Origin of the sequence: Sulfurimonas gotlandica GD1 (assembly GCF_000242915.1) — a bacterium.
In the GTDB taxonomy this organism is placed as follows: domain Bacteria; phylum Campylobacterota; class Campylobacteria; order Campylobacterales; family Sulfurimonadaceae; genus Sulfurimonas; species Sulfurimonas gotlandica.
The window spans coordinates 2,105,983-2,119,515 of record NZ_AFRZ01000001.1 but is presented as its reverse complement, the minus strand read 5'-3'; the positions used below and the strand labels follow the sequence as shown (position 1 = coordinate 2,119,515).

General features: G+C 35.0%; 14 protein-coding genes. 7 read left to right on the top strand and 7 right to left on the bottom strand.

The features are described from left to right. Positions 1-2 precede the first annotated feature (2 nt). The 5 genes from SMGD1_RS10425 to SMGD1_RS10410 form a co-directional block, all read right to left on the bottom strand. Positions 3-839 (bottom strand): peptide deformylase, encoded by an 837-nt coding sequence (locus SMGD1_RS10425; RefSeq protein WP_008335688.1) that lies wholly within the window; start codon positions 837-839, stop codon positions 3-5. 92 nt (positions 840-931) lie between these two features. Next, the gene (locus tag SMGD1_RS14765; protein WP_008341307.1) at positions 932-1,096 is read right to left on the bottom strand and encodes a hypothetical protein; all 165 of its coding nucleotides are present in this window, start codon (positions 1,094-1,096) and stop codon (positions 932-934) included. Positions 1,097-1,125: 29 nt separating this feature from the next. After that, a complete protein-coding gene (locus SMGD1_RS10420; protein ID WP_008335918.1) occupies positions 1,126-2,595 on the bottom strand; it encodes an NAD(P)/FAD-dependent oxidoreductase in 1,470 nt (489 codons plus the stop codon). 263 nt (positions 2,596-2,858) lie between these two features. After that, the gene (gene pepN, locus SMGD1_RS10415; protein WP_241761474.1) at positions 2,859-5,420 is read right to left on the bottom strand and encodes an aminopeptidase N; all 2,562 of its coding nucleotides are present in this window, start codon (positions 5,418-5,420) and stop codon (positions 2,859-2,861) included. Between the two features lie 33 nt (positions 5,421-5,453). After that, on the bottom strand, positions 5,454-6,290 hold the full coding sequence (locus tag SMGD1_RS10410) for a tetratricopeptide repeat protein (protein ID WP_008335557.1): 837 nt from the start codon (positions 6,288-6,290) through the stop codon (positions 5,454-5,456). Between the two features lie 146 nt (positions 6,291-6,436). On the opposite strand from SMGD1_RS10410, the gene SMGD1_RS10405 reads away from it, so the two are divergent. After that, positions 6,437-7,795, top strand: coding sequence for a phosphomannomutase/phosphoglucomutase (locus tag SMGD1_RS10405; RefSeq protein WP_008334940.1), 1,359 nt, complete (start codon positions 6,437-6,439; stop codon positions 7,793-7,795). A 4-nt stretch (positions 7,796-7,799) separates the two neighbouring features. Here the strand turns inward: SMGD1_RS10405 and mltF are convergent, their stop codons facing one another. Then, positions 7,800-9,194, bottom strand: a complete 1,395-nt coding sequence (mltF, locus tag SMGD1_RS10400; RefSeq protein WP_008335378.1) for a membrane-bound lytic murein transglycosylase MltF — start codon at positions 9,192-9,194, stop codon at positions 7,800-7,802. Positions 9,195-9,353: 159 nt separating this feature from the next. On the opposite strand from mltF, the gene pyrC reads away from it, so the two are divergent. The 5 genes from pyrC to exbD are packed head-to-tail and all read left to right on the top strand — an operon-like array spanning position 9,354 to position 12,671. Further along, positions 9,354-10,361: a dihydroorotase gene (pyrC, locus tag SMGD1_RS10395; RefSeq protein WP_008335141.1), complete on the top strand. Its 1,008-nt coding sequence runs from the start codon at positions 9,354-9,356 to the stop codon at positions 10,359-10,361. Continuing rightward, positions 10,354-11,007, top strand: coding sequence for a response regulator transcription factor (locus SMGD1_RS10390; RefSeq protein ID WP_008336949.1), 654 nt, complete (start codon positions 10,354-10,356; stop codon positions 11,005-11,007). The genes pyrC and SMGD1_RS10390 overlap by 8 nt, the downstream gene beginning before the upstream one ends. Beyond that, entirely contained in the window at positions 10,997-11,827 is an 831-nt protein-coding gene (locus SMGD1_RS10385) for a sensor histidine kinase (RefSeq protein ID WP_008336151.1), read from the top strand. Before SMGD1_RS10390 ends, SMGD1_RS10385 begins: the two co-directional genes overlap by 11 nt. Beyond that, the gene (gene exbB, locus SMGD1_RS10380; protein WP_008335469.1) at positions 11,827-12,276 is read left to right on the top strand and encodes a TonB-system energizer ExbB; all 450 of its coding nucleotides are present in this window, start codon (positions 11,827-11,829) and stop codon (positions 12,274-12,276) included. Before SMGD1_RS10385 ends, exbB begins: the two co-directional genes overlap by 1 nt. A 2-nt stretch (positions 12,277-12,278) precedes the next feature. Continuing rightward, on the top strand, positions 12,279-12,671 hold the full coding sequence (gene exbD / locus SMGD1_RS10375; protein WP_008336376.1) for a TonB system transport protein ExbD: 393 nt from the start codon (positions 12,279-12,281) through the stop codon (positions 12,669-12,671). Between the two features lie 4 nt (positions 12,672-12,675). Here the strand turns inward: exbD and SMGD1_RS10370 are convergent, their stop codons facing one another. Continuing rightward, positions 12,676-12,921 carry a hypothetical protein gene (locus SMGD1_RS10370; RefSeq protein WP_008336926.1) on the bottom strand — a complete coding sequence of 82 codons (246 nt, stop codon included), beginning with the start codon at positions 12,919-12,921 and terminating at the stop codon, positions 12,676-12,678. A 101-nt stretch (positions 12,922-13,022) separates the two neighbouring features. On the opposite strand from SMGD1_RS10370, the gene tpx reads away from it, so the two are divergent. Then, positions 13,023-13,532, top strand: a complete 510-nt coding sequence (tpx, locus tag SMGD1_RS10365) for a thiol peroxidase (protein ID WP_008336140.1) — start codon at positions 13,023-13,025, stop codon at positions 13,530-13,532. The last annotated feature ends 1 nt before the right edge of the window (position 13,533 follow it).

Genomic DNA, 13,533 nt, shown 5'->3' with positions numbered 1-13,533 from the left:
TTTTATGGGTTTACTATAAAAAAAGATATTAGCATTATAAGCGTTAACTTTATCAGCGTTATGACAGTTGTTCCTATAATATTTCCAATCTGACAACTTGTACAAGATGTAAACTGTTTTCCTTCATACTGTGCATAAAAAAAGTAGATAAGGGAGAGTCCTAAAACACCATAAGAAGCATATAGCTGATAAGACCACATAGACTCCTGTGTTGATTCTACAGATACAAACAGAGATGCAACTATTAAAAGAGCCATCGCAATCATCATAGTATTTATGGCTTTTAATATATAATCTCTTTTAAAAGTAGTTGGACAACTCTCTGAGATTGCTATATCGCTTCCAAACTCAAGCTTTTTCTCAAATAATTTTTTCTCATCTTTTGATAACTTATTTATAAACGATGAGCCAAATGTATAATCTATCTTTCTTTGAAGCAGGATAGCTTCACCACCAGTTGCCTTTAGATTATGCTGTTTAAAATTCTTGTCTTCATATATGATAGAGACGTTATTGTGTCTCTCTACATTTGCACTTAACCCTGGAAAGTATGCTGTTTTTTCAACTGTAGAAATCTTCTCGCTGCAACTTATAATTCTTGGATTTATCAATTCTAAAAAACCGTCATCACCAGCCACAAAGGACATATCTCCTTTTTTAATAACTATTATATTGTACATCGCACCTATTTGGAATGCTGCTAATGCTTCAAGAGAGTTTGCTTCGATCGTATCTTTTAAATCTTGGATTATTGATATTATCTCTTCATTAAATACTCTTACATCTGTTCCATACTCTACACTTGGTGGAGTTGGATAAGTAATAATATCTCTTACCATTAAACTGCCTTAATATAATTTACTAAAAAATATGATTTTTCCTCTTTGGTTGAGGGTGATTGTCTTACCCTCCAAGATGGAGGGATGAAGAATTAGTGACTTTTTTTAACCACTACTAGCATTTTTAGATTTATTGCAATAAATCTAAAAATTTGGAATATAACACAAGTTCTCATCCATTTTGCAACTGGACCAGGTGTCATTGTTGTAAAGTTATTACTATACGCTTTAATATTTTTTTCGCCATATTTTGACATTGAATTTCCTTTTATTATATTTTTTATTTCTATTCTGGAATAAGTGTCCAGCCTGGCTTTAACTTAGCTTTCCAAATAAACAAGTGATGTAGAATATGCTTAATCCAGTGTCCTGCAAGACCGATTTCACCAAAAGTATAATCTGTATCACGACCAGTTCCTGGGTACTTCTCAAAGTTTGGAACAACAGGATAAATAGTCATCGCTGCGGCTGTACCATCGAAAAGTCCTTTACCAGCAGATGCAACACAAGCGGCACCCATTTCAGCCATAGAAGCTTTTTGTAATGGAGCATCAGCACCTTTAGTTATAAGGTCGCAAACACTATGAGCAACAGCTTTACCCATAATACCTGAAGGCATACCTGTACGAGGTGGAGTTGGAACAATAGGAGTTCCGTTTGGAGAACTCATTGGTTTTGAGATTGGATGTGGAGGAGCAAATGCAATACCACAAGCAAACATATTGCTATAAGTTGGATTTTGATAAGTCTCTGGCCAGTCACTAGCTTTCCAGTTCTCATAAGCACCAGCTGCATAGTTAGCATCAACTTTCATGAAACCATTTGGAGCAAAAATATCAGCAGTGATATCTTCACCTGCTTTATTAATAGCTTTTAAGCCAACACCAGCAAATGGAGGAATTAACATTGAGAAATCAAAGCTTTCTTCACCCATTGAACCATCAAGTAGTTCATAATGAACATTTCCTGATTCAACTTTATTTACATGCGCACCGATAATCCATTCAACATTACGCTCAACGAATAAAGACTCTGCAAAAATTCTTGAACTTACTGCAAAACCCATAGCTTTCATATGAAGTCCACCAACACCGAAGTCACCTAAGAAAGACTCATTAGAGATCCACTTGATGTCAGCCATGTCACGAACACCAGCTTTATTTAACTCATGTTCAATATTGAAAATATACTCAAATGCAGCACCTTGACAAGTACACATACCGTGTCCAGTACCGATTAAGAATTTCTGACGCTCCCCAGCTTTCATCTTCTCAACACATTTTTGTAACTCTTCTGCTGCATGAACAGCATGGTCAGCTGTACAAACTGAAACAGTATGCTCGCCAAGACCATTTGCATCTCCTAGACCTGGAGTTGCAGCGAAGTTAAGTTTAGGACCTGTTGCATTGATTAAGTAATCATACTCAATATTTTCAACTTGTCCTTCTTCACCAGCCTTAGTTGATTCAACAACAACGTAAGGCTTATCACTTGCTTCATTCCCTTCGGGATGAATACCAAGTGCTTTTGCTTGATGATATATAATGCCTGCCTGTGCATATACAGGGGCTAAATCAAAAGTAACTTCTTCTTTTGTCATTTGACCAACACCAACCCAAATATTTGATGGAATCCAGTTCCACTTTGCGTTTGGAGTAACTACAACAACTTCGTGAGACGAACCCAACCATTTTGCTGCGAAAGTTGCGGCTGTATGTCCAGAAACACCACCACCTAAAACGACTAATCTTGCCATATATTCTTCCTCTTTTTTTAAAAGTTACAGTAAGATTATCACAAGTTTGTCACATTTATATCACATAGAATTATTACAATATAAATAATTATTATATATTCAAATTATGGAAGGCTAGAACCCCATATTTTAGGCACTTTTTAGGTTCTTAAAAATCATATTTGGAGTAAATTTTTAAGTTCTTGCTTAGAATATAAAAAAACAATTTACACATCTTGTGTAAAAACTACACATTTTAACACGTGTTTTAAAAACTTTAAGGCTTACTTTTCGTCTATTTTTAAGATCTTAGAAATTATCTCATATACATTTTTTGAAAGGCTCGGTACAGCTAAAACACGATCTAACTCTTTTTTCATCAACTCTTTATTTTCGTTATTTAGTCTTTCATATATTTTAAAGGCAGATGCAAGTCCAGATGCCATCTGTGGGTTTATCTTGTCTATCTCGATGATCTTATGGGCAACAAATGAGTAACCACGTCCATCTATAGCGTGAAAATGTTTGTAGTTTCTTGCAAAGACACCTATAAGTGAGCGAACAAGATTTGGAACTTTTTCATCATAGACTTCATCATTTTCAAGTACTATAACACGTTCAAGAGTTCCATTTCTGTGAGATGCTGCTAGTATTGCAAAATACTTGTTCATAACAAGAGTGTCATCTTTGTATCTGTTATAAAAGTCATTAAGAGCTACTTCACCCTCTTCACTTGTTATATTTTCTAGTATATCTAAAGCAACCACTCTGTCTGTCATAGTAAGAGACTCTTTGTACTGCTCTCTTGCCATATCAATCACTTCTCTATTTTCCAATGCAGACAAGATTCTAAGAACTCTGTTTTTGATAGCACGTTGACCCATACTGATAGCATCTAGTTTTTTGTTTTTAGGTTTATGGTTTTGTTTATAAAGCTCTTGTAGCTTATCTTTATATAAGGCTGCCAATTCACGTTCCAGTCTATCTTTAGCCAAGTATATAGGCACAAAATCAACTACGTCCTGTCTTTGCATCAGAGTCGATACTGATGGCAGTTCTAAAAGAAGTGCTTTGTATGACAGCTCAATATCAAGATTTAAGATATATCCGTACGCTTCTAGGAACTCTTCATCAATATTTCCACTCTCCATCATCTCTTCTAAAGTCTCAGTTGCAAATGACTGTGCCGACTCATATCTTACAAAACTGTTCTTGTCATGCTTCATTAAAAATGCGTACTCTTTAGTGCTCTGTTGTATTTTAACAGGAGCAGAAAAGTCACGGTTTATAGAGAGATATGGTTTAGAATTTAAGCCTTCAAATACAAACTCTTCTTTCTCTTTTGAAACTATTAATACTCTTTCAAGTATCTCTTTTCCCGTAAGGCCAATCAATCCGATTTTAAGTGGAAAATAATATGGTTTTTGCACAGAACCATCTACTGCATTTGGAACTCTCTGAGTCAGAGTAAGTTTATAAATTCCATTGTGAAAAGACTCTTCAACTTTTAGCGTCGGTGTTCCAGATTGATGGTACCAAGTCTCAAATTCAGTTAAATCAATCCTACTTGCCTTACTCATAGCCCATAAAAAGTCATCTGTTCTTACTGCTTGACCATCAAAAGTATCAAAGTATAAGTCAGTTGCTTTTCTATAGTTTTCTTCACCTAAAAGAGTGTGAATCATTCTAATGATCTCTGCGCCTTTTTCATATACTGTGGATGTGTAGAAGTTGTTTATAGACATGTATGAGTTTGGCTGAATTGGATGAGCTGTTGGAGATGCATCTTCAACAAACTGTCTATCCCTTAAACCCTTAACATCTTCGATGCGTTGAACCTCACGAGAATTCAAATCAGCTGAGAAAGATTGGTCACGAAATACTGTAAGTCCCTCTTTTAGTGTCAGTTGAAACCAATCACGACATGTGATGCGGTTACCTGTCCAGTTATGAAAGTATTCATGAGCTATAACACTCTGGATACCCATAAAGTTAGCATCTGTTGCTCTATCTTCATCTGCCAATACATAGTGAGAGTTAAAGATATTAAGACCTTTGTTCTCCATCGCCCCCATGTTGAAACTATCAACTGCGACTATGTTATATATCTCCAAGTCATACTCACGACCATATTTTTCTTCATCCCAAGCCATTGACTCTTTAAGTGATTTCATAGCGTGAGAGCACTGAGATTCATTGCCCTTATCGCAGTAAATATTTAGCTCAACATGTTCTCCAGATGCAGTAGTGTACTCATCATTTACGCATCCTAAGTCTCCTGCAACAAGTGCAAAAAGATAAGATGGTTTTGGATGCGGATCGTGCCAAGTCGTTCCATGCCTACCATTCATAAAGTCATGGCAGTTTTGCTTATTTCCATTACTAAGTAAAATCGGATATTTGTCTTTTTGAGCTATTACAGTAGTAGTAAATACACTCATAACATCTGGTCTGTCTAAGTATGGAGTAATTCTTCTAAAACCTTCTGGTTCGTTTTGAGTACAAAAGATTGAACCAGATTTATAGAGTCCTTCTAGTTCAGTGTTGTTTTGAGGATATATTTTATTCTTGATTTTTAAAGAGAAAGATTCTGGAACATTCAGTATTGTCAGGCTATCTTCACCTATGATATAACGAGTATCATTTAGTTTCAAGTCATTTAAGTAAATCTCTATTAGCTCCAAATCCATAGCATCTAGGCGTATATCGTTTTCACTTTTTTCAAGTTTATTTATACTCATAATATTTATAACAGTTGTAAACTCTTCAAAAAGGTCAAAATGCAGTTCACAACTATTTATCTTAAACTCAGGTTTTTTATAATCTTTTAAATATATTGTTTTCATTTGGCTCATAATAATCTCTTTTATTTTTTATAATTATACTAATATTTTATGAAACGCTTCGCTATCTTTTATATTTTCAAACAATATTTCATTTTCTATTTCATCTATTAAATGTGGAGATTTTTCTATGGCAATACGTAGATCTTCAATAGCATCACTTTTGTTACATAAAACTGCATTGGCGCATGCACGTTGCCAATAAGCATATCCATATTCAGGGTCAATATCTATAGCCTTGTTGCTTAAATTTAATGCCCATTCATATTCATCCATATCAAGTACGGCATCTGCTTTGTAAGCATATACTTCAGCGTCATTAGCACTTACTTTTAAAATCTCATCATAAATATCTACCTTAGATTGAGGGTTAGTCTCCAAATTTGACCTCATCCACAACGAGTGAAGATACTGCGTGTTATATATGTTATTTTGGTTATCCAATATTTTTTTTGACTGTGATGTTAATTTATCTTGAAGGGTTTGTAACTGAGTATTATATTTTTGCGTAATCGTATCTATTCTCGACTCAACTATATTTTCTGTTTTACTTTTTAAATCTCTAAGAGAGTTCCAACCTGCAAAAATCAGTATTGATGTAGCAGCCGCAATAAGGTAAAAAACATTACCTATTGTGTCAGTCATGTATCTTGCTGCTCTATCTGTCTGCTCTATTTCTGCTTTTGAAAGTCTTCTTTCAACCTCAGTTTTCAACTTCATGTTTTCTATGCGTAAATCTTTAAGCTCATCTAAAATATATCTTTCAATCAAAGGTCTCTCAAGTATTTTATCCTTAGTAGAAACTTCTATATTCTCCGCACTTAGCGTGAAAGAAAAAACTAAAAAGATAAAGAACTTGAAAAGATAATGCACATGTAGCCTTTGATAAAATATTTGACTTGATTGTAACAAATAAGACTTCAATCAAGATAAAGAGTTGTATTTTTTACATTAAAACTAACTTTAATGTAAGTCATTTATTGTAAAATTATGTAATTATATTAACAAGGCAACAATAAATGAGCATCTACAGAGAGTACGACATCCGTGGCATCTACGAAAAAGAGTTAAACGAGCAAAGCGTTGTTCGTATTGGTTATGCACTAGCATCTAAGATTGATGGTGAATATGTGGCTGTTGGCTATGATGCAAGAAGCCACTCCCCTATTCTTTTTGAGTACCTTGTTCATGGACTAAATGCTGGTGGTAAGAAAGTTTTAGGTATGGGGATGGTTCCTACTCCTGTAAATTACTTTACAAATTATCAAGATTGGGATGGTATCACTCCATCTGCCTCTGTAATGATTACTGGTTCACACAACCCTAGTGAGTACAACGGATTTAAGATAACTGTAGACAAGGCTCCATTTTTCAGTGAAGATATCTATGCACTTGGTCGTGAGTGTGAAGCCATGGGATTTCCAAATAAAGTTGAACGTGATGTTACAGAGATAGATGCAGTAACAAGATATATTGACTTTATAGTAAGTGAGTTTCAGCACTTAAAAGCAATGCCGACAAAAATCGTTTATGATTGTGGAAACGGTGTAGCAGGTGTTGTAACTGAAGATATCTTCGCACAACTTCAGCTTAATACAAAAGGTCTCTATGTCGACCCTGATGGAACTTTTCCTAATCATCACCCAGACCCATCTGAAGAGCACAACTTGGAAGATGTAAAAAAACTTCTCTCATCTGATGGTGACATAGCTTTTGCATACGATGGAGATGCTGACCGCATAGCAGTTCTTACTCACAAGAACAACATCAAAGGCGATATGATGGCTCTTCTTTACTCTATGAAAATGGATAAACCGACTGTTGTTGGAGAAGTAAAATGTTCACAAGTTATGTATGATGAGCTAGAGCGTCGTGGTGCTACTGCCATTATGTACAAAACTGGTCACTCAAACTTAAAAGTAAAGATGAAAGAGACAAATGCAGACCTGGCTTGTGAAGTTAGCGGACATGTATTTTTCAAAAACCGTTACTTTGGTTATGACGATGCTATCTATGCGACTCTTAGAATGCTAGAACTGATTTATGACGGTATAGACCTGGATGCAGAACTTGCAAAACTTCCACAAGTTTTCTCTACCGAAGAGATAAAAGTAAAAACAACGGAAGATGAGAAGTTTAAAATCATAGATGCAGTAAAAATTCTACTTCAAAACCCACCTGCATCATTTCCTACTATCAGAGATATTATCGATGTAGACGGTGTTCGTATCAACTTTGAAAATGGCTGGGGGCTAGTAAGAGCAAGCAACACAACCCCTGTTCTTGTAACTCGCTTTGAATCAACATCTAAAGAGACAGCAGAGTTTTATGAAAAAGCTATTAACGACTTAATATTAGAAGCTAAAAATTCTCTATAAAGAGTCAGTTTTTCTCTAGCTGATCTTTATGAATAATATCTAGATAATGCTGTATCGAGTTTACATATCTAACAGGTTCATCACCTCTGGCATATCCGTATTTTAAATGCTTATAGTATTTTTTTTGTGAAAGAAGCGGTAAGACTTTTTTTATATCATTCCATGAGTATGGATTTTTATTTAGTTTTCTTGCCAATGTTTGAGCATCATGAACATGTCCCATTCCAACATTATATGCAGCTAAAGTGAATGCCCAGCGACTCTTTCCTTTTATCTCTTTTGGAAATCTTTGCTCCATCATCGAGAGATATCTTGCTCCAGCATCTATACTCTCTTTTGCATTTAACCTATTTTTAACATCCATCTGCTTTGCCGTAGACTGGGTTAGCATCATCATTCCACGAACACCGGTATGACTCTTTGCGTTTGGATTCCAATGTGACTCTTGATATGATTGTGCAGCTAAAAGAATCCAAGGGATGTTATATTTTTCTTCTGCTTCTTTAAAGTATTTCTCATACTTTGGCAAGCGCGTCTTTAGTCGTTTATAAAAGACAGTTGTATCATAATAATCGAAAATACCTAAAAATGAGTAGTAAAAATCTCTCAGCTCAGCCATTTTTCCTGAATGCTCATAAATGTTTAACCATTTATATAAACTATCTTTTACAGAGTTGTCACCCTCTCTCAACATCCAAGCTAGTTTTTTTTTCTCACTAAGGGCTAGAGTCCTAACGAGATCAGGATAATAACGTTGATTTATCAAAAAGATGTTTGAGTCAGCCACAGTACAGTCTATTTTTTGATTATGTGTTAGTTCTAGCAGCTGCTCAGTAGAGTATTCATCGCTTATGCTAAAATCAATACCACCTACTTCCTGAGCCAGCTTTCTCATAGTAGCTTCATAACTAGTATCTTTCCCAACAACTATATTTAGTCCAGCTAAGTCCTCAATACTTTTAGGTATTGTTCCTGTTTTGTGCATTCCACTATTGCATATCAACTGCTCTTCAATTGTGTAATACTGAGGACCGAACTTAAACTCTTTTATTCTGCTGGATGTATCACTAAGAGATGCTACAGTAATATCACCAATCCCATCTCTTGTTTTTTGAAGTGCTTCACTAGCAGTATAAACAACAGTCAAGTTTAAATCAACACCTATCTCTTTTGCATAACTAGATATAAGTTCATACTCAAAACCATGCTCTTTATAAGAGCCGACATAGTAGACAGTAGGTGCATTTAAGATAACAACATCAAGTCGTTTTTTTGCTTTGATTTTTTCAAGAAGAGTAGTTGTTTCAGGCTTAGATGTATTGACATAAAAGAGACTTGCCTGCCATCCAACAATAAAAAATAGTACAGCTACAACCAACTTAGGTTTATAGTTTGTCATTAATTACCTCTAAATCTAAGTCTGTTTTCAGCACTAGTTTTGCTTAATTCTACTAAAGCAAGACTAACTCTTAACTTAATCAGCTTATATTTATCATGCTTTAAATCATCTTTAGATATAATCGCACTTATAAAAAATGCCTATAAATCAAGGAAAAAAATGAAAACTCACACTCTTCTAATGCCTCTTGACATGCACCTTCACCTTCGTGACGGTGTGATGCTTGAAAACGTTGCTCCACTTACTGCTTATAGCTTCAGTGGTGCTATCGTAATGCCAAATCTTGTTCCACCGGTATCAACTTTAGAAGATATCAAAGCCTACAAAAAGCGTATAATGGCAGCCGTTCCTAACGACTATTTTGAACCATATATGACACTTTTTTACAAGAACTATGACAAAGCATTTTTAAAGAGTGTTTCAGAAGAAATCACAGCTATAAAACTTTACCCTGCAGGAATCACTACAAACTCTGAAGGCGGTGTTTCATCTTTTGATATTGAAGAGATGCGCCCTACTCTCGAAGCTATGAGTACATTAAACATTCCACTTTGTGTTCATGGTGAGACTGACGGCTTTGTTATGGATAGAGAAGCTGAGTTTATGAGCATCTATGAGATGCTAGCATCAAACTTCCCAGACCTAAAAATCATTATGGAGCATATCACAACAAAAGAAGCGGTAGCTATGTTAGACAGGTTTGACAACCTATATGCAACTATTACGGTTCACCACCTTCTTTTAACTCTTGATGATGTTGTTGGAGGAATGATGATGCCTCACAATTTTTGTAAACCTATCGCAAAAAGACCTGAGGATTTAGATGCACTGCTAAGTGTTGCACTAGAAGCACATCCTAAAGTTATGTTTGGTTCTGATTCAGCACCTCATCCTCAAGATAAAAAAGAGAGTTGCGGTTGTGCGGCGGGTGTATTTACAGCACCTATTGCTCTTCAACTTCTTTGTGAGATTTTTGAGCAGTATAACAAACTTGACAACCTTCAAGCGTTTGTAAGTGATAATGCACAGAACATCTACGGAATCTGCCCAGAGTTTAAAGAAATCATTCTAGAGAAGAGAACTTTCGTAATCCCTGAAAAATATGGCAATGTTGTACCTATGTATGCAGGTCAAGCAATCAACTGGGCAATTGCGAGCGTTGACTAAAATTTTACTCTTAGAAGATGATCTCCTCTTTGGGGAGACTCTTGTTGATTTACTAGAGGAGAATGACTTTGAAGTCACTCATGTCCCAAATGGCCAAAGTGCCATAGACGCTACCTATAATCAGAATTTTCACATATATATATTAGATATAAATGTTCCTCTTATCGACGGTGTAACAGTTTTAAAAGAGCTCCGTGATGCAAATGACTCAACACCAACAATCTTCTTAACTTCACACAAAGACAAAGAGATGCTCACTCGTGGTTTTATGAGTGGAGCAGATGACTATATTACTAAACCTTTTGACAGCGATGAACTACTTCTTAGACTTCGTGCACTTCTTAGAAGATGTAAATCAAGTAGTGTAGAGTGCATTGAGCTACTTTGTCACGATGAAGTTCACAAACGAATCTCTTATGATGAGATAGAACTTGATCTTTCAAAAAAAGAGTATGCTCTTCTTCTGCTTCTTATGAAACATGTAAATAACACTGTACCAAAAGAGCTAATTAGTGATGAGCTATGGAGTGTTTCACAAACTGGAAGTGATGGAGCTATACGAGTTTATATAAACCGCATTAAGCAGTTACTTCCACAGATGACTATTGAGAACATTCGCGGGATTGGGTATAAGCTTGTTCCGTAATCTTCGTATCAGCATCTTTATCTACTACTTTTTAACGGTAAGTGCATTTTTGGGCACTCTTCATTACTTTTTAGCCGTTGTAGAAGTTGAAAATATTTTTCTTCTTGCTATTGTGATGATTTGTTTTAGCATTCTTGGCGGCGTTATGATTTCTAAACTTGCAGTTGATCCTCTACAAGAGCATGTAACAAATCTTCAAAATCTATCTAAAGAGACTCTTCATGAGTTAAACCTTCCTATTAGTACTATTATCACTAACGCTAATATGATTAAAAAAAATATGCAAAGTGAAAAAGATTTAAAAAGGCTCTCACGGATAGAAATAGCTTGTAATATGCTCCAAGAGAGATATAATGAGTTAGACTACATGATAAAAAAACAATCACTCAACGAGATAAAAGAGATTTTTTTTGTTGATGAGTTAGTCAAGGAGAGAGTAGAATTTTTAAAGCATATCTATCCTCATATGGAATTTCAACTTGAACTTTATTCTACGCAAATTACTAGTGATAGAACAGGCTTAGCGAAAGTCATTGACAACATCATAGATAATGCTGTAAAATACTCACCAAATAGTAATAAATGTGAAATAAAATTAAATGATTATACACTCCACATACAAGATTATGGTTGTGGGATGGATGAAGTAGAACTTATTCAGATATTTGACAACTATTATCAATCTAATGATACTATGCGTGGCTTTGGAATAGGTCTTAGCATGGTAAAAAGATTCTGCGACTCGCAGGGCATACAACTGAACTTCAAATCCAAACTTGGGCTTGGCACAACAGTACTACTAAAATTTAAGGACGATTAATGGAAGGCAACTTTTTATCTTACGCAGAAGAGGCACTGGACTACGGTGTAATGGGAATTTTAATACTTATGAGTGTAGTAACTCTATGGTTATTTATAGAGAGAATGATGTTCTATAAGAGTGTTCGTTTAGATGATTATAAACATAGAGATGTACTGGAGATTGACCTTACTGACAACATCGGTGTAATCAGCGCTATAGGTGCTAATGCTCCTTATGTTGGACTGCTTGGAACAGTTGTTGGAATTATGATTACTTTTTACACTATGGGTGATGTTGGAGCTGTAGATGCTAAGAAGATCATGACTGGTCTAGCTCTTGCACTAAAAGCTACCGCTATGGGTCTTATTGTTGCGATGCCTGCTATTGTTGCTTACACAATCGTGCTTCGTAAAGTAGAGAAAATCTTAACTGCCTATGATGTGATTCAAGACACAAAAGAGAATTAAAAATGGCTAGATGCAGAAAACAACCAAAAAGGTTTGATCAAATAAATGTTATACCATTTATTGATATTATGCTTGTTCTTTTGGTTATGGTTTTAACGACAGCTACATTTATAAAACAAGGGGTTATTCCTGTGGAACTTCCACAAGCGAAAGCCTCTACAAAAGAAGATCTTAAAAAAGAGATCAATATTTATGTAAATTCTAAAGGTGAGATGTTTTTTGATAAAGAAAAAGTAGATACCAAAGAACTTGAAGCTAAACTATCTCAAATAGACAAAAAACAGACTGTAGTTCTAAGAAGTGACAAAGAGTCAAGATTTCAAGATTTTGTTACTGTTATGGATATACTAAAACGATTAAAACACGAGCAGCTATACATAGTTACTAAAGAGTAACTCTTTAGTAGGCTTTGTCCATGAGCTTAATCTTAGAAGTAAGACTAGGCTCTTCTTCTTTATCTTTCTCCACTACTTTTTGCATCTCATTTATCGGTTTAGTCATTTGTGTTTTAAAAACTTTTTTCTCAATTTCTTCATTTTCTCTAAACACTGTACTAGCTATAAAAAACAGTACCACTATCACGACTACACTGACATAAAGTAAAATATAGTTTTTTATATGACCTGTTTCAAAAGGGTTTTGCATTATTACTCTTTATTATTTTTTAGATAGCAATTATATACTAAATAAGATAACTTACATTATTTTTATGATAATATAATTTAAAATTTATTTAAGGAAACTACATGCAAACAACAACTTTCAATGGTACTACTGTAAACTTGGCAGGTACTCCACTTAACGTTGGTGATGCAGCACCATCTGTAATAGCGACTGGAACTGATTTAAATGATGTAGAGATTGGCGGAGCAAAAGATAGAATACAATTAATCATTACTGTACCCTCACTCGATACTGACACTTGTGCGGCTGAGACAAGAAGATTTAACGTTGATGTCAATAATCTAGACATCTGTGAGACTACTGTTATCTCTATGGACTTACCATTTGCGGCTGATCGTTTTTGTACTACTGAAGGAATCGAGAACTTAACTGTAGCATCTGATTATATCAACAAGGACGTTAGTAAAGCTTTCGGTGTTTTAATGGACGATAATAAGCTAAAAGGCTTAAGTGCAAGAGCTGTTTTTGTAATCGACAGAAGTGGTATTATCACTTATAAAGAAATTGTTTCTGAAGTAACAGCAGAGCCAAACTACGAAGCTGCACTTGAAGCTATAAAAGAAGCTAGATAAT